The organism is Olsenella sp. An285 (assembly GCF_002159625.1).
Lineage (GTDB): Bacteria > Actinomycetota > Coriobacteriia > Coriobacteriales > Atopobiaceae > Thermophilibacter > Thermophilibacter avicola.
In genome coordinates, this window is the sequence record NZ_NFIZ01000005.1 from 1 (window position 1) to 16,576 (window position 16,576).

The window sequence follows — 16,576 nt, forward strand, 5'->3', positions numbered from 1 at the left end:
TTCCGAACCCGGAAGTTAAGCCCCCGAGCGCCGATGGTACTGCGGAGTCAGTCCGTGGGAGAGCAGGACGTCGCTGACCAACAAGGGGCATTTTCCTGTGACGGGGGGCGCCGACGGGGTCGGCGCCCCCTTTTCGTATGCAAATTTGTTCGACTGCGCCGTGATCTCACTCTAGTCGTCAGACTATATTTCCAAATTGTTTCGCATTCTTCCCCGAAGCTTCTTTCTATCATCCCTTACGCACACAAAACAAAAGTTGAAGAAACCGAATAATTAACTTGAATTCGAGCACTAGAGAGTTACTTTGTATGTACTTAATAACCGCTTAGTGCTTGGAGGGTCTTATGTCGGAGACGACGGGTTCGCAGATTGTTTCTCGACCTGAAGCCCAATCGCTCGCTGCCATTGCAGCCTCGCTGTCCCAGCGCAGCTTTTCCTCTCTCTTCTTTGACGGTCGTAACGTTGCTGGAATGATTGCGCTGTGTGCAGAGCCTGGTCTTTGCCAGGAGGAGGTCGTTACTGCGCTTCTTAGCGACTGCCTCTGCAGAGGATATAAGGTGTTTCGATATGATCTGCGACTTAAGGAATGCACCTCTGCTACTGACTTGATGGTTCGCGTGGCTCGCCGTACCTCCCGTCTGGGATCTTGCGTTGCTGTTGCTTTCGAGCACATTCCGCCCTCTGATGAGTCTCAGGTCCGGCGTCAGGTGCGTGCGTTGAGAAAGATGTGGGAAGCGGGCGTTTCCGTTATTCTGTCTCTGCCTCCGGAGGGCATCCAGCTTCTTGAGCCCCTTCCAGAATGTGCCGTGATTCGATCGCACGATTTGCTGCTGGAATCTGTTATGGGTCTCGGAAGGAGCTCACCCCTTCACCGTCTTGGGGAGCTGTCTTGGGGCATCCCTTCGCTTGTCAGGGCCCTTTCGCCGTCTATGGATTCTTTTGGCGAGATCCCCTTGGTGCCCTCCTCATATTATGAGCAGCTTGGAAACCTCGTTGAGACCTCTCTGCGCCTTTCTCTGCCCGACGAGGAGCTGCGCCTTAGGTTGGCGCTCTACCTGTTGGGCAGCGGGTCAAAGGAGGACCTGATTGCAGCGCTCGGATGTGATCCCGGGGAGCTGCTCGACATGGTTCGCGACAATGTTCCTCTCGTCTCTTTCAGCACCGATTTCTCCCGTTTTCGTTGCCTGACGGATGTTTGTTCGGATGCCCTCGATGCATGTCTGGCCTCGCTGTCGGCCTCTTGCGCGATGCTTGACTCAGTTTGCCCGGCCTGCATAGGCGTTCTTCTCGACAGGGGAGCTATGGCGAGAGCCGCGAGCCTATTTGCGCTCCCGCACTCGGATTTGGCCCACGGCTTTGCCCTCCTTCATGCGACGGAGCTCATTGATATTGGCAACACCGAAGTTCTGGGGGCAGCGCTCGAAAACATCCCGTTTGCCGATGCGCTTGCGCCGGACTACAGGTCTGTTCTGAGGTCTGCCGTTCTCGAGCTGGGCGGAAGGGCCGCTGACGCTGGTTCGAATCTATGTTTGGGAGGGGAATCCTCCGACCGAACGGGGCGTTGCCGCGACCTTCAATTGTTCCTCGAGGCAAAGCGGGTCCTTGGGGCAAAGGGGTCCCTAACTCGCTTTGAGGAGTCCGGTTGGACGGCCTTGGGACGGCGCCTCCTCGCGCATCGAGAGGTATGCGACCTGATGGTCGAGGGGCGCTTCTCTGCAGCTACGAGGTTGCTCGTTGCCAATCCCGTGAATGCTGTGGAGGCCAGAGTGTCCTCCGCCCTGCTCTGCCTGGACCTTGAGCTCGCAAGGCTTCTTCTCGGAGATGCCCCGGCTGCCGAGCGAGAGGAGGTGGAGGCGGCTTCCAAGCTGCTCTCCTCGGAGGGCGTCGCGGGGCTGAGCGGGTACGTTGACTGCCTGGGGCTGGTCAGGGCGGTGCTCGTGGGCGCAGCGGAGGTTGGCGTCCTTGCGGGGCGGCTCATTTCTCAGGCGGAGCGTCGAGGCGATTCACTGGTGCAGCTCATCGCGCTTCTGGCGGGGTGCGTGACGGATCTCCGGACCGGGGCGGTCGCGCGAGCCGGCGTCAGGGCTACTTTGGCGCTGGCGGTGGCGAAAAGGTTCTCTCTCGACTACCTTGCACGCATAGCGACGCTTTTGAGCAGGGTGGCAAGATTTCTTCTTGGCGAGACGCTTGCCATGCGGGAGGGCGGTGCGAGGTGCGACGACCTTGAGGAGGTCCTTATGCTGGTGGACGAGGTGACGCTTCCCGAGGAGGACGCGATGGTCATGGGGGCTAGGCCGGCGGAGCGTCCGCCTAGGGAAGCCCTCTGGGTTCTGCTTGTGCTGACCGAGGGCATGGGGACGCTCTCGATGAGGCTCGAGGAGGCGGCTCCCCTTGAATGGAAGAGGGCCGTCTCCGCGATGCGGATGCGTCTGACGTCTGGTGGCGAGGGCGAGCTCCATCTTTGCGGCGGCTTCGCGGAGGGGCGTCTCTCCCTGGGGAGGCTTGGGGGAGGGCGTGGTGCGCCCCCTATCGAGCTGCAGCTGCTGGGAGGATTTGAGCTGCTGGTTGGAGGCGTTCCCGTCCTTGACGGCAGGCTGGAGCACAGGAACGCCAAGCCCATGCTCGAGTACATCGCCCTCCAGCGCGGGGCCACGGCAAAGCGCTACCAAATCGTCGAGCAGGTCTGGCCCGAATGCGACTATACGACGGGCTTCAACAGGATCTATCAGGCGACGAGCGTTCTTAGGGCTGCGATTGGGGAGATGAGGCCCGGCCTCGACCCCTTTGTGATTGGCCGCTCGACAAAGGCGATTACTCTAAACAGAGGGCTCATGGGCTGCGACGTCGACGAGTTCAGACTGTGCGCCCGAGAGGCGGCGGATGGGACGGGCGACGAGAGGGTTCTCGAGATGGCCAGACGGGCAGAGAGGCTCTATGCGGGGGACCTCTACATGCCGAGCGTGGATGCCACGGGCTTTGTTGCCGCCGCGCGCGACGAGTTGCGGCTGCTCTACACCGATGCCATGGTGGCGGGTGCGGAGGCAGCGCTGAGGCTTGGGAAGGGGCGCACCTCGGTGCGCCTGGCAAGCAATGCGCTCTCGATTGACGACATGCGAGAGGACGCCGTCCTGGCGCTCGTCCGCGCGCTCAAGGCAAGCGGGAGAAACTCCGAAGCCGAGCAGAGATATCGCAGGTACGCGGGCAAGCTCATCAGGGCCTCCGGCATGCCTCCCTCGAAGCAGCTGCGCCGGGCGGTGGGCGACGCATCGGGAGGCTCCCGACGCACCGTCATCAGTGACGCGGTGATGGCCTGAGGCATGTGCGGGCGCTTGGGTGCGCTTTTGGTGAGAGCGGGCAACTGTAGGGGCCTGGCCCAGGGGTAGCGAGTAAAGTTGTGAACGTGAGTGTGTCATGGGGGCGGAGCCCCCGGATTCATAAGGGAGTCACATGCCTAACTTTCTCTCCAAGCTGCTCTCGCTGGGCTCTGATCGCGAGCTCAAGGAGTTCGAGCGGCTCGTGGCAAAGGTGAACGAGCTCGAGCCCAGCTTCGAGGCCATGAGCGAGGAGGAGCTTCGCGGCTGCACGGAGAAGTTCCGTGAGCGCTACAACCAGGGTGAGACCCTCGACGACCTGCTGCCCGAGGCCTTTGCCGCGGTGCGCGAGGCGTCCAAGAGGACGATTGGGCTGAGGCACTTTGACGTTCAGCTCATCGGCGGCATGGCGCTTCACCGCGGGACGATTGCCGAGATGAAGACCGGCGAGGGCAAGACGCTCGTGGCTACGCTCGCCGCCTACCTCAACGCCATCCCGGGCAAGGGCGTGCACGTCGTCACCGTCAACGACTATCTCGCCAAGCGAGACAGCGAGTGGATGGGCAGGGTCTACAAGTACCTCGGCATGACCGTTGGCCTCATCCAGAACGGCATGAGACTCAACCTCAAGAAGCCCGCGTACCAGGCGGACATCACGTACGGCACGAACTCCGAGTTCGGCTTCGACTACCTGAGGGACAACATGGTCACCCGCGCGAGCATGCGCGTCCAGCGCGGGCACCACTACGCCATCGTCGACGAGGCGGACTCCATCCTCATCGACGAGGCGCGCACGCCGCTCATCATCTCTGGCGCCGGCACCAAGTCCGCCACGACGTACAAGGACTTCGCGCGCGCGGTCCGCGGCCTCACCCCCGAGGTCGACTACGAGATGGACGAGGCGAAGCACACCATCGCGACCACCGATGAGGGCCTCAAGAAGGTCGAGCGTGCTCTTGGCATCGAGGACATCTACGCGGACGTCTCCGGTCAGCTGGTCAACCACCTGCAGCAGGCGCTCAAGGCCGAGTACATGTTCCACCGCGACCAGCAGTACGTGGTCATCGACGGCGAGGTCAAGATCGTCGACGAGTTCACCGGCCGCATCATGGAGGGCAGGCGCTACTCCGAGGGTCTGCACCAGGCAATCGAGGCCAAGGAAGGCGTGATCGTTCGCGAGGAGAACCAGACCCTCGCCACCATCACCCTCCAGAACTACTTCCTGATGTACGACAAGCTCTCCGGCATGACGGGTACCGCCATGACGGAGGACGCGGAGTTCCGCGAGGTCTACCACATTCCCGTTCAGGTCATCCCGCCCAACAAGCCCGTTGCGCGCGTCGACCACGACGACCTCGTCTACCGCACCATCGAGGCGAAGTTCGCGGCGGTGGCGGAAGACGTCGTCGAGCGCCACGCCAAGGGCCAGCCCGTCCTCGTGGGCACCGTCTCCATCGAGAACTCCGAGAAGCTCTCGAGGATTCTCGACAAGCGGGGCGTGAAGCACAACGTCCTCAACGCCAAGTTCCACGAGCGTGAGGCTCAGATTGTCGCCCAGGCCGGCCGCGAGGGCGCCGTCACCATCGCCACCAACATGGCCGGCCGTGGTACGGACATCCTGCTTGGCGGCAACCCCGACCTCATTGCCGACGACGACCTCCGCGAGCAGGGCGTCGAGCCCGAGGAGGCCACCGCCGAGCAGCGCGCGGCCGTTCTCGCCAAGGCCAAGGAGGCCTGTGCGAGCGAGCGCGAGCGCGTCATCGCGGCAGGCGGCCTCTGCGTCATCGGCACCGAGCGCCACGAGAGCCGACGCATCGACAACCAGCTCCGCGGCCGCTCCGGCCGTCAGGGAGACGTGGGCGAGACGCAGTTCTACCTTTCCCTCGAGGACGATCTCATGCGCCTGTTCGGCGGGGACCGCATGGACCGCATCTCCCAGATGATGCAGCGCTACGAGATGCCCGACGACATGCCCATCCAGGCAAAGATGGTCACCAAGGCCGTCGAGAGCGCCCAGCGCAAGGTGGAGGAGGTCAACTTCGCCATGCGCAAGAACGTCCTCGACTACGACAACGTGATGAACACGCAGCGCCAGGTCATCTACGAGGAGCGCAACAAGATCCTCGACGGCAAGGACCTGACCGCCCACATCGACGAGGTGACGCACGACACCGTCCAGCGCGAGGTCATGACCTTTGCCCCGCAGGACCATGACGAGTCCTGGGACGCCCGCGGCCTTGGAAGGTGGCTCGAGGAGCTCACCGGCCGCAAGGACGTGCCCGTTGTCGACCCCGAGGAGGACCCGGAGCCGGACGAGGTCGTGGACAGGGTCACCGAGTTCGTACGCGAGTGCTTTGCCGATAAGGCGGAGAGGCTCGGAGACGAGGCCATGCAGGCGCTTACCGCCCAGGTCATGCTGCGCGTCATCGACACGCGCTGGATGGCGTACCTCCAGGAGATGGACTACCTCAAGACCGGAATCGGCCTGCGCGGCTTTGGCCAGCGCGACCCCCTCGTGGAGTACAAGGGCGAGGCGTACGCCGCCTTCTCCGAGCTCGTGAACACGATGTACGAGGACTTCCTGCGCACCATCCTGCGCCTTGAGATCATGGTCAAGCCCGCTGCCCCGCAGGCCGCCTCCGAGGACGAGCCCGACGAGCTCCGCGGCGCCCGCTACTCGGGCCCCGCCGAGGCCGACGGCGCCCAGGGCGCGAGCCGCGTGCGCGCGGCCGTCGCTCCGGCCCCGCAGGGCGCCAACCCCGGGGCCTCCAAGGTGGCGACGTACCGCAAGTCCGACGACCCCGATCCCTATGTGGGTGTGGGCAGGAACGACCCCTGTCCCTGCGGCAGCGGCAAGAAGTTCAAGAACTGCCACGGCAGGAACCACTAGATGGCCGAGAACGGCTCGCAGGCCATAGCGGCCCTCGAGAAGCGCCTCGTCGAGGTCGAGGGCTACCTCCACATCGAGGAGCGCCGCAACGAGGTCGCCGAGCTTGAGGCAAAGAGCGCCGAGCCCGGGTTCTGGGACGACGCCGAGCGCGCCCGCTCGCTGATGGAGCGCCTTGCCGCGGCACGCGACGACGTGAATGGCATCGAGGCGGCGCGCTCTAAGCTCGAGGACGCCCGCGCGGCGCTCGAGCTCGGCGAGGAGACGGGGGACCCCGATCTTCTCGCCGAGGCGGACGCGCTTGCCTCCGGCCTCGAGCACGACCTCTCGGAGCTCGAGCTCTCGAGCTGGTTCACGGACGACCTCGATCACGGCGACGCCATCGTGACGGTCACGCCCGGTCAGGGCGGGCTCGAGGCCCAGGACTGGTGCGAGATGCTCTTCCGCATGTACCAGCGCTACTGCGACCGTCGCGGATGGAAGGTCACCGTCAACGACGCCGTGCCCGGAGAGGCCATCGGCCTCGACCGCGCCACGTTTACCGTGAGCGGCCACAACGCCTACGGGATGCTGCGCGCCGAGCAGGGCGTCCACCGCCTGGTGCGCATCTCGCCCACCGACGCGAAGAAGCGCCGTCAGACCACGTTTGCCGGCGTCGAGGTGCTGCCGGTGCTTCCTGATGACGTCGAGGTTGAGATCGACCCGAACGACCTGCGCATCGACGTCTATCACGCGAGCGGCCACGGCGGTCAGGGCGTCAACACCACCGACTCCGCCGTCCGCATCACGCACCTGCCCACGGGCATCGTGGTCACGTGTCAGAACGAGCGCAGCCAGCTCCAGAACAAGGCGTTTGCCATGAGCGTCCTCAGGAGTCGCCTCTACGAGATGGAGCTCGCGCGTCGCGCGGAGGAGCTCGACGAGCTGCGCGGCCCCAAGCACGACATCGGCTTCGGCAACCAGATCAGGAGCTACGTCCTCTACCCCTACCAGCTCGTCAAGGACCTGCGCACGGGCGTGGAGACGGGTAACGTGGACGCGGTTCTCTCGGACGGTGACCTCGACCAGTTTGTCGTGGGCTATCACCGCTGGGCGGTCGGCGGGGGACTGGAGCAGTGAGCCGCGTCTCGTGGCGCGTCGCTGCTCGGGACGCCCTTCTCATCATTCTTGGGTCGCTCGTCTTTGCGGTGGGAGTCGACAGCTTCGAGATTCCCAACGGGCTGGCAGCCGGCGGCGTGACCGGCCTTGCCACCGTCTTCTACGCCATGGCGGACGCCGCCGGGTTCTACCTGCCCGTGGGCCTGCAGACCATCGTCATGAACGTCGCGCTGCTCTCCCTGGTCATCCGTTCGGGCGACAGGGGCTACATCGTCCGCACCGTGGCGGGCATCGTCGCCTGCGGCATCCTCACCGACCTTCTGGCCCCCGTGGTGCCCGTGTTCTCCAACGAGCGCGACCTCTTGCTGTGCGCGCTCTGGGGCGGCGTCGTCACGGGACTCGGTCTTGGGCTCGTGTTCCGCACCGGCGGCAACACCGGCGGCACGGACATCGTCTCCCAGCTCCTGGCCAGAAAGACCGGCATGCCCGTGGGAACGGCGATCATCATCGTGGACGGCATCATCATCGCCTTCTCCGCCACGGTCTTCTCGATAGAGCAGGCGCTCTATGCCGCTGTTGCGATGTTCATCTGCGGCAAGGTCATCGACATGGTCGTGGACGGCCCCCGCACGCAGCGGGCGGCCTACATCATCTCCGTCGAGCACGAGAAGATCGCCAACGAGATTCTCTACACGCTCAACAGGGGGTGCACCGAGCTCCAGGCACGCGGTGTGTGGAGCGGCAACCCGCGTCCCGTCCTCTTCTGCGTGCTCGGGCGCTCCGAGGCGGTGCGTCTCAAGCAGATCGTCGCGGAGGTCGACCCGGAGGCCATCGTCATCATCTCCGAGGTTCACGAGGCGTTTGGCGAGGGCTTCAGGCAGATTACCGGGGGCGAGTAGCGGGTCCTGCCGGGGTGCGCGGGCTCGCCTCAACGTGGACTTGAACAAGTCCCTCACAGACGCGCCTCGTCCGGGCCCCGCATCCCCCAACGTGTGGTGAGGTTTTGCTAAATATGGCCGTCTGGCCGGGGTCAAGAGGCGAGAAGCTGGGCTTTTGCTAGACTACCGTACGTATCTGTCACTTGCGAGACAAGAGAAGGAGCTTCTGTGGCCAGTCACTTTCGCAGCGCTGAGCGACAGGGGTCCGAGGACGTCGAGCAGCTCGAGCAGGCCGAGCCGCTCGCTCAGGACGAGCAGCCCGAGCTCGTCGCGTCCGAGGAGGCTCCGCAGGCTGAGCAGCCCGCTCCGGTCGATGCCCTGGACGTTCCCGTGGACGAGGGCGTGAGCGCGCCCGAGCCCGCCGAGGTCCAGGAGACGGTCGAGCCAGCCCCTCTGGAGGAGGTTCACGTCGTGACCGCCTCCGAGCCCGCGGAATCCACCGAGCAGCCGGGATTCAACAGCGTGTTTGCGCCCCTCGCGGACGACAGCGCGCCGGCGGTCCCCCGCACCGGCACCCCCACCGTGTCGTTCAAAAACGTCACACTCATCTACCCGGCCCAGCCCAACAAGCCCGCCCTTGACGACGTCAGCCTCGACATCTATCCCGGGGAGTTCGTCTTCGTCGTCGGCCACTCCGGGTCCGGCAAGTCGTCCCTCCTGCGCCTGATCACGCGCGAGCTTCGCGCCTCCAAGGGCCAGGTCATCGTGGCGGGGCAGGACCTCACCAAGATGCGCAACCGCAAGGTTCCGTACCTGCGTCGCCAGATTGGCACCGTCTACCAGGACTTCAAGCTGCTCCCGGACAAGACGGTCTACGAGAACGTCGCCTTTGCTCTCGAGTGCATCGGCAAGCCCAAGTCCATCATCAAGGCGCAGGTCCCCGAGGTCCTTCGTCTCGTTGGCCTGGGCGAGCGCATGAAGCACTTCCCCGACCAGCTCTCTGGCGGCGAGCAGCAGCGCGTCTCCGTGGCCCGCGCCATGGTCAACCGCCCGCCCCTGCTCGTCTGCGACGAGCCCACGGGCAACCTCGACCCCGCCATCTCGCTCGGCATCATGAAGCTGCTCGACCGCATCAACCGCGCGGGCACCACCGTCGTCATGGCCACCCACGACCGCGAGATGGTCGACTCCATGCGCAGGCGCGTCATCGCGCTCGAGGCCGGCCATGTCGTCCGCGACCAGGAGAGGGGAGGCTACGGCTACTATGGCGCCCTCTAACATCGGATACTCGCTGCGCGAGTGCGGCCACCACTTCCGCCGCAACTGGACCACGGTGCTCGGCGCCGTCGTCACCATCTTCCTCTCGCTCTTCATCATCGGCGTCTTCGTGCTCGGCTCCGCCATGCTCGACAGCATGCTCGGTGGCGTCGAGGACCAGGTCACCATCCAGGCCTTCCTCTCCGACGAGGCGGACCAGGCCGACGTCGACGCCTATCAGGCGGAGATCGAGGGCTGGGACAACGTCGAGTCCGTGACCTACAAGTCCAAGGACGAGGCGCTCGAGGAGTTCCGCACCTCCATGTCCAACCGCAACGCCGCGGACGCGGTCACGGCGCTGGACGGCGAGAACCCGCTTCCGGCCTCCCTGGTGATTCGCATGGTCGACCCCCAGCAGGTCGAGGCCACGGCCGAGCGCATCATGAGCGACCCCGCGTTCGCGGAGATCTGCGACGACTCCAGCAACCCCGCTGGTGACGTCCAGTACGGCCAGGGCACCGTCGAGCGCCTCTTTAGCGTCACGGTGTACATCCGCATCGCCGCCATCGCGCTCGTCGCCCTGCTCACCTTCGTGGCGTTCGTGTTCATCAACAACACGATTCGCCTTGCCATCACCGCGCGCAGGCGCGAGATCGGCATCATGCGCCTCGTCGGCGCCTCCAACGGCTTCATTCGCGGGCCGTTCATCACGGAGGGCACCATCGAGGCCATCCTCGGAGCCATCCTCGCCATCGTCGCGCTCTCCGTGGGCGTTCACACGCTCCTGCCCACGCTGGCGGAGAGCCTCTCGTTCCTCTCGTTCGAGATCGCCCCGATGACGCTCTACGCCACCTATGCGGCGCTCCTGGTCATCGGCGTCCTCATCGGACTGTTTGGATCGGCCATCGCAATGGGGCGCTACCTCAAGGTCTAGGCCATACGCACATGCAACGGGTGGGCCCCCGGGATTGCACGCGGAAGTGCACTTCGTGAAACTTCCGCTTAGCAATCCCGGGGGCCTTTCGTATGGGTGCGTATGGCCTGGGCCTTGAGGTGGCGCGCGACTGGCCGTGCAAACTACAATCTTGGGTGATTGAGGGCGAGAAGAACGGGGTGGCCGATGGGTCGGAAGAGGCCGCATCGCGGGAACAGGCGCCGCGGGCGCTCGGGAGGGCCGCGGAGCCAGAGCCATACGCTGACGGGCATCCTCGTGGTGACGCGCCCGGGCTCGGCGCGCGTGGAGACGCCCGAGGGTACGTTCGAGCTCGTCCGTCACGGCCAGCGCGAGGCCATGAACGGAGACGAGGTCGAGGTCGCGCTCGTGGAGCGGCGCGGCTCTCCGGCGCGGGCGGTGGTGCGCTCGGTGCTCTCCCGCGCGGTGACCACCTTTCTCGGGCGCTTCTCGCCGGCGGGCCCGCTCGGTGCGGTCACGCCGCTGGACGCCCGCATCGGGCACGACTTCTTCGTCGTGCCCGAGGACCCCAGCCCGGAGCGCCTGGGCGTGCGGGACGGGGACGTCGTGGTCGCCCGCATCACCGAATACCCAACGAGGAGAAGCTCTGCCGTCGTGACCCTCGACCGGCGCGTTGGCTCCTCGGACGAGCTCGACCTCAACGTCGAGGCCGTCATGGCCTCCTACGGGCTCCCCGGGGACTTTCCCGCCTCCGCCCTCGAGGAGGCGGAGGGGATCGAGGCCCGTGTGGGAGAGGCGCTGGAGGGGGACCGGGGCCGCCGCGACCTTCGAGAGCTCCTCTGCGTAACCATTGACCCCGCGGACGCCCGGGACTTCGATGACGCGGTGAGCGCGCGCAGGCTTGGCGATGGAGGCTTTGAGCTGGGCGTCCACATTGCCGACGTGAGCCACTACGTATGCCCCGACGGACCCATCGACAACGAGGCCAAGCGCAGGACGTGCTCGGCCTACCTCGTGGACCGCGTCATCCCCATGCTGCCCGAGCGCCTCTGCAACGACGTCTGCTCGTTGCGCCCCGGGGAGGACCGCCTTGCCATGAGCGTCATCATGACGCTGGACGCGCGCGGGAAGGTCGTTCGCGCACGGATGTGCAGCTCCGCGATCCGCTCCGCGGCGAGGCTCTCCTATGACCAGGTGGACGCCCTTCTGGAGGGCTCGCTCGAGACGGGCGGGCTTCCGTGCGCGCCCGGAACGGCGCAGGAGGTGGCTGAGCTCCTCCGCGTCCTCGACGAGATTCGTTCCCTGCGGGAGCGCGTCCGCAGGGAACGCGGCGCCATCGACTTCGAGACCGTGGAGGCCAAGGTGCAGCTCGACGAGAAGGGCCGTCCGACGGGCGTCTTGGTGCGGCGGCGCACGTGCGCGACCGGTCTCATCGAGGAGGCCATGCTCCTTGCCAACGAGTGCGTGGCGAAGCGCCTCTCCGAGGTCGAGGCCCCGGCCGCCTACCGCGTGCACGAGCGGCCCACCCCGGAGGACCTGCGCGCCTGCGTGCAGCCCCTGCGAGAGCTCGGGCTTCTCGACGGTGAGACGACCTCGGGCCTTCTTGCGGGCGACCCCTTTGCCGTGCAGGGCATCCTCGAGCGGGCGCATGGGACCTCCGCCGCCCCCATGGCCGGGGCGCTGCTGCTTCGCGCCCAGAGAAAGGCCGTGTACCTGCCGCACAACGACGGGCACTACGCGCTTGGCGCGGGGGCCTACTGTCACTTCACCTCGCCGATCAGGCGCTACCCTGACGTTCTTGTCCATCGCGCCCTCAAGGCGCTTCTTGCCGGCCGCCTCGGGGGCAGGGAGATGCGCGCCCAGGCGGCGGCCCTCCCGCAGCTCTGCTTCACGTGCTCGGAGCGCGAGCGCGCGGCCGATGCCGCCGAGCGCGCCTCGCAGAAGATCAAGATGGCCGAGCTCTTCTCCGAGCGCGTGGGCGAGCGGTTTGCCGGCACCGTCTCCGGCTGCGAGCGCTTTGGCCTCTTTGTGACCCTCGATGACACGTATGCCGAGGGGCTCCTCCCCACGAGGGCGCTGGGCGACGAGTGGTTCACCTATGACGAGGCCCGCATGACGCTCACGGGGGAGGAGACGGGCACGGTGTGGCGGCTCGGGCGCCGCGTCGCGGTGGAGGTCACGGACATCAACGTGGCGCGCGGGCAGATAGACTTCGCCCTCGCGCGGGGCGGAGTGGCGGGGCGGCGGCCTCGCGCCTGATCGAATTCGGCGTCGGTCGCGCCGTCCTTCTCGCCGCTCTTCTCGTCCTCGCGTTGGTCGTGATGGATAATGGGTAGACGAAAGGCCTAGGGAGAGCGCGGCTGCCGCCGCCAGGAGGTTGCATGGAACGTAGCGATTTGACAGACGAGCTCGAGCGCGCCGAGGGGCTCATGCTCCAGGGACAGCCCGAGCAGGCGGCCGACCTGCTCGCGCGCCTTGCGGAGGACGCCGAGGAGTACGTGGACAAGAACTGCCCCACCACCGAGGAGGTCCAGTGGTTCAGCTTCCCCACGCTCTTCGAGCGCCTCGCGTACCGTCGCGTGGAGAAGGACCCGCGCGAGCTGCGTGACGTGGGCGAGCCCCTTGACAGGCTCTACAACGACCTCGCCCTCGCCAACGTTCACGCTGGGGACTACGACGAGGCCATGGAGGCCCTCAAGCGCGCGGTGCGCTGGAACCCCATGGACTGCAGCTATCGCCTCAATCTCGCTGATCTCTTTCGCGTGGCGGGGGACATGCAGGAGTACCTCGCGCTTACCTATACCGTCTTCGAGCGCGCGAGCGACGCCCGCCATCTCGCGCGGGCCTTCGTGAACTTCTCCGGCTGGTTCGCCGCCTCGGAGAAGCCTCGCACGGCCGCCGCGGCGCTGCGTGCGGCGCGCGCCCTTGACGCGCGGGACTCCTCGCTCGAGGCTGCGCTCGACCAGGCGGCGGGGACGGAGCGCGACCCCGATCTGGTCACGGATGCGGAGATGCGCGAGCTCCTCGCGGAAGAGGGCCTCCCCGACGGCGCCAACGCCGACATCGCGGTCTGCCTGCTCATGTGCGCGGGAGACGCCATGAGGGACGGGGAGCGCGACGTGGCGGCCACGCTCACGCTCAGGGCTCGCGACCTGGTGGGAGAGCCCGCGGCCCGCGCCCTTCTCGAGCTCATCCACGAGAGCGACGCGGAGGGGGCGGACGATGCGACAGACTAGGCCGGAGAAGAAGACCGTCGCACGCAACCGCTCCGCCCGTCACGAGTACTTCATCGACGAGACGTTCGAGGCCGGCCTGGTTCTCACCGGAACCGAGGTCAAGAGCCTCCGCGAGCGCGCCTGCCAAATCACGGACGCCTTCTGCCTCGTGCGCGGCCACGAGGTGTGGCTCCACGGCGTCCACATCCACCCCTACTCCAACGGAGGGGTCTGGAACGTGGACCCGGACCGCAAGCGCAAGCTCCTGCTCCACCGCAGGCAGATCGACTACCTGGACGGGAAGCTCCGTCAGAAGGGCCTGGCGCTCGTTCCGCTGGAGATCTACTTCGACGAGCACAACCGCGTGAAGCTCTCCATCGGCCTCGCGCGGGGCAAGAAGCTCTATGACAAGCGCGCGGACATGGCGCGGCGGGACTCCGACCGCGAGATCGCCCGCGCCCTCAAGGAGATGAACCGCTAGGCCGCAAAAGGGGACGGGTCAAAGGGGGCGCGTGGCTTTTGGCCTGTCGGGAAAGGAGAAGAGCATGGACGCAACGGCACTGTTCAAGTTCTCATCAGGGCTCTACGTGGTCTCGGCGGATGACGGGGAGCGTCCCGGCGCCTGCCTCGTGAACACGGGGCTCCAGGTCACCTCCTCGCCCCTGCAGGTCTCCGTCACCGTGAACAAGGAGAACTTCACCTGCGGCGTCATCCAGCGCGCAGGTCACTTTGCCCTCGCGGTGGTGGACGAGTCCGCCGACATGCTCTTCGTGGGGCGCTTTGGCTTTCGCACCTCCGCCAGCGAGGACAAGTTCGACGGCATCGGCAGCGCCGTGGCCGCCACGGGGGACCCGTACCCCACCGAGCACGTGGCCTCGTTCGTTGCGTGCAACGTGGTTCAGACCGTCGACGTGGGGACGCACCTCACCTTTGTGGGCGAGGTCGTGGACGCGGGCAACCTTTCCGAGGTGACGCCCATGACGTATGCCTACTACCACGGTACGCTCAAGGGCAAGACGCCGCCGAAGGCTTCCTCCTATGTTGGGGGTATAAGGTAGGTCGGGGCGAGAGGCGCCCCTCAGACATCGAAAGGAGATTGGCATGGCCGAGGAGAAGAAGTACACGTTCCGCTGCACCGTCTGCGGCTGGGAGGTCACCGTCGACACCCCCGAGCTGCCCGAGGACTTCGTCTGCGAGGTCTGCGGCGTTGGCCCCGACATGTTTGAGCTCGTCGAGGAGTAACCCTACGACCTGACAATAGGGACAGGGTACTTTGTCATGAAACCGCCGGTGGGGCGGCCTTCTGCGGGAGGCCGCCCCACTCTCGTGTTAGCTTGACAGTTTGCTCAGGTCAAACTGTCACGCAAGCGCCGCAGACTTGACAGTTTGACCTGAGCAAACTGTCAAGCTGTCAGGTGCGAAAAGCGGCCGCCGACCCGGAGGGGCCGACGGCCGCGAAGCGTGCATGGTGGAGGTGCGGAGAGTCGAACTCCGGTCCAAAGCAGACCCCTGACAGGTGTCTCCAGGCTCAGTTACCGGTTGGATCTCGGGCGCCGCGCACCCGGTTACCCGCGCTTGGCGCCCCAGCCGGTTCGGTCTTTTCGGGCGGCATACCGGCTACGTCCGCCCGAGCATCTCCCTAAGATGACACCGCACCGGGGACGGGAGCGACCCCCGGATTGGCGCGCCTGCTAGTAATTAAGCGGCGAGAGCCAGCTGAGGCTCAAAAGAGTTGTTGTCGTCAATTCAATTTGACGGTACCCCTGTTTAACGTGGCGAGGAGACCACGGCCTGCTGCCCATCTCAGACCCACCCTGTCGAAACCAGTCACCCCCACGAGTGGAATGGAAGGACTGCCACCATGCGGCTGTCAACGTACGCGCCGCTCTCGCGGCCGTGGGGGTATTCTACCCGTTTGGCGCGGGCGACAACGCGAGGTTTTTCTCGCCGCGCGAGCTCGGGCCGTGGCCGCGGACACGCGAGATGGCGCATGGGGTATAAAGTGGGGCGAGAAGAACGAAGAAGGGGGGATGCCGTGCCAACCGAGAAGACCAACGTGCCGGCGCTCGTGCTCGAGGGCGGCGGATTCAGGGGCATGTTCACGGCGGGCGTGCTCGACGTCCTGCAGGAGCGGGGCCTCTACGGCTTCTCGAGCATCTGGGGCGTCTCGGCGGGCGCCATCAACGGTTCCAACTTTCGCGCGCGCCAGATCGGTCGCACGATGCGCGACATCCTCGCCTTTCGCGACGACAAGCGCTTCATGTCGCTCTGGTCGTTTGCCAAGACGGGCAACGTCGCGGGCGTTGACTTCATGTACGGCGAGGTGCAGGACCGGCTGGACCCGTGCGACCTGGACACCTTCAACGAGTCCGAGACGCCCTTCTTCGTGGTGACCTCAGACGTCACCTTTGGCACTCCCGACTACCTGCCCGTGAGGCGCTACCCCGATGACCTCGTCAAGGTCCGCGCCTCCGCGTCGCTGCCCACGGTCTCGCAGATCGTGGAGATCGACGGGCATCGCTACCTCGATGGCGGCACCACGGACTCCATCCCGTACGAGACCGCGATGGGCCTTCCCGGCGCGCGCGAGGTCGAGGGCCACGTGCCGGCCGAGCGCGCCCTCGTGGTGCTCACGCGAGAGCGCTCCTACGAGCGCGGCGCCGGCTCCGAGGCAATCGCCCTGAAGTCCCACCGCTACGATCGCTACCCCTACTATCTGGACGCGCTTCGCACGCGCGCCGAGCGCTACAACGCGCAGCGCGAGCGCCTCTGGGAGCTCGAGCGCGAGGGCCGCTGCCTCGTCATTGCCCCGGAGGAGCCGGTGACCGTGGGGTCCTCCACGCGCGACGGCGAGTCCCTGCTCTCGCTCTACATCGCGGGGCGCCGCCAGACCGAGGCCCGTCTCGCGGAGATCGACGCCTTTCTCTGCGAGGGCCTGTAGGGCGTGCGGGGGGCAGACCTCCCTCGCACACATAAAAGATTTGTGCTAATTGGGGACTGTCCCCAATTTACATACA

12 protein-coding genes, 1 rRNA gene and 1 other RNA gene are annotated in these 16,576 nt (G+C 66.0%); 13 read left to right on the top strand and 1 reads right to left on the bottom strand.

Annotation, left to right across the window (positions count from 1 at the left end; all coding sequences use genetic code 11):
* The 12 genes from rrf to B5F79_RS04460 form a co-directional block, all read left to right on the top strand.
* Nucleotides 1–79, top strand: a 5S ribosomal RNA gene (gene rrf / locus B5F79_RS11320); the annotation flags it as partial.
* 763 nt (nucleotides 80–842) lie between these two features.
* Nucleotides 843–3,314, top strand: coding sequence for an AfsR/SARP family transcriptional regulator (locus B5F79_RS04410; RefSeq protein WP_158094839.1), 2,472 nt, complete (start codon nucleotides 843–845; stop codon nucleotides 3,312–3,314).
* Between the two features lie 133 nt (nucleotides 3,315–3,447).
* Nucleotides 3,448–6,201, top strand: a complete 2,754-nt coding sequence (gene secA / locus B5F79_RS04415) for a preprotein translocase subunit SecA (protein ID WP_087217936.1) — start codon at nucleotides 3,448–3,450, stop codon at nucleotides 6,199–6,201.
* A complete protein-coding gene (gene prfB / locus B5F79_RS04420; RefSeq protein WP_087217939.1) occupies nucleotides 6,202–7,317 on the top strand; it encodes a peptide chain release factor 2 in 1,116 nt (371 codons plus the stop codon). It abuts the gene before it with no gap.
* Complete coding sequence (locus B5F79_RS04425) at nucleotides 7,314–8,195, top strand: YitT family protein (protein WP_087217941.1); 882 nt, start codon at nucleotides 7,314–7,316, stop codon at nucleotides 8,193–8,195. Before prfB ends, B5F79_RS04425 begins: the two co-directional genes overlap by 4 nt.
* A gap of 207 nt (nucleotides 8,196–8,402) precedes the next feature.
* Entirely contained in the window at nucleotides 8,403–9,452 is a 1,050-nt protein-coding gene (ftsE, locus tag B5F79_RS04430) for a cell division ATP-binding protein FtsE (RefSeq protein ID WP_087217944.1), read from the top strand.
* Nucleotides 9,439–10,365, top strand: coding sequence for a permease-like cell division protein FtsX (gene ftsX / locus B5F79_RS04435; RefSeq protein ID WP_087217947.1), 927 nt, complete (start codon nucleotides 9,439–9,441; stop codon nucleotides 10,363–10,365). The genes ftsE and ftsX overlap by 14 nt, the downstream gene beginning before the upstream one ends.
* A gap of 186 nt (nucleotides 10,366–10,551) precedes the next feature.
* Nucleotides 10,552–12,603 (top strand): ribonuclease R, encoded by a 2,052-nt coding sequence (gene rnr, locus B5F79_RS04440; RefSeq protein ID WP_087217949.1) that lies wholly within the window; start codon nucleotides 10,552–10,554, stop codon nucleotides 12,601–12,603.
* Between the two features lie 122 nt (nucleotides 12,604–12,725).
* Nucleotides 12,726–13,580: a tetratricopeptide repeat protein gene (locus B5F79_RS04445; RefSeq protein WP_087217952.1), complete on the top strand. Its 855-nt coding sequence runs from the start codon at nucleotides 12,726–12,728 to the stop codon at nucleotides 13,578–13,580.
* Nucleotides 13,567–14,040, top strand: coding sequence for an SsrA-binding protein SmpB (gene smpB, locus B5F79_RS04450; protein ID WP_087217955.1), 474 nt, complete (start codon nucleotides 13,567–13,569; stop codon nucleotides 14,038–14,040). The genes B5F79_RS04445 and smpB overlap by 14 nt, the downstream gene beginning before the upstream one ends.
* A gap of 64 nt (nucleotides 14,041–14,104) precedes the next feature.
* Entirely contained in the window at nucleotides 14,105–14,617 is a 513-nt protein-coding gene (locus B5F79_RS04455; protein WP_087217959.1) for a flavin reductase family protein, read from the top strand.
* Between the two features lie 43 nt (nucleotides 14,618–14,660).
* A complete protein-coding gene (locus B5F79_RS04460) occupies nucleotides 14,661–14,801 on the top strand; it encodes a rubredoxin (protein WP_087217962.1) in 141 nt (46 codons plus the stop codon).
* 224 nt (nucleotides 14,802–15,025) lie between these two features.
* Here B5F79_RS04460 and ssrA read toward each other — a convergent pair.
* Nucleotides 15,026–15,394, bottom strand: a transfer-messenger RNA (tmRNA) gene (gene ssrA / locus B5F79_RS04465).
* A gap of 200 nt (nucleotides 15,395–15,594) precedes the next feature.
* Here ssrA and B5F79_RS04470 point away from each other — a divergent pair.
* Nucleotides 15,595–16,500, top strand: coding sequence for a patatin-like phospholipase family protein (locus B5F79_RS04470; protein ID WP_241147250.1), 906 nt, complete (start codon nucleotides 15,595–15,597; stop codon nucleotides 16,498–16,500).
* The last annotated feature ends 76 nt before the right edge of the window (nucleotides 16,501–16,576 follow it).

Bases quoted from the DNA above. Each gene is read 5' to 3' on its own strand.
- prfB (WP_087217939.1), top strand. From the start codon at position 6,202: ATGGCCGAGAACGGCTCGCAGGCCATAGCGGCCCTCGAGAAGCGCCTC.
- B5F79_RS04460 (WP_087217962.1), top strand. From the start codon at position 14,661: ATGGCCGAGGAGAAGAAGTACACGTTCCGCTGCACCGTCTGCGGCTGG.
- secA (WP_087217936.1), top strand. From the start codon at position 3,448: ATGCCTAACTTTCTCTCCAAGCTGCTCTCGCTGGGCTCTGATCGCGAG.
- B5F79_RS04410 (WP_158094839.1), top strand. From the start codon at position 843: ATGGGTCTCGGAAGGAGCTCACCCCTTCACCGTCTTGGGGAGCTGTCT.
- rnr (WP_087217949.1), top strand. From the start codon at position 10,552: ATGGGTCGGAAGAGGCCGCATCGCGGGAACAGGCGCCGCGGGCGCTCG.
- ftsX (WP_087217947.1), top strand. From the start codon at position 9,439: ATGGCGCCCTCTAACATCGGATACTCGCTGCGCGAGTGCGGCCACCAC.
- B5F79_RS04445 (WP_087217952.1), top strand. From the start codon at position 12,726: ATGGAACGTAGCGATTTGACAGACGAGCTCGAGCGCGCCGAGGGGCTC.
- B5F79_RS04455 (WP_087217959.1), top strand. From the start codon at position 14,105: ATGGACGCAACGGCACTGTTCAAGTTCTCATCAGGGCTCTACGTGGTC.
- smpB (WP_087217955.1), top strand. From the start codon at position 13,567: ATGCGACAGACTAGGCCGGAGAAGAAGACCGTCGCACGCAACCGCTCC.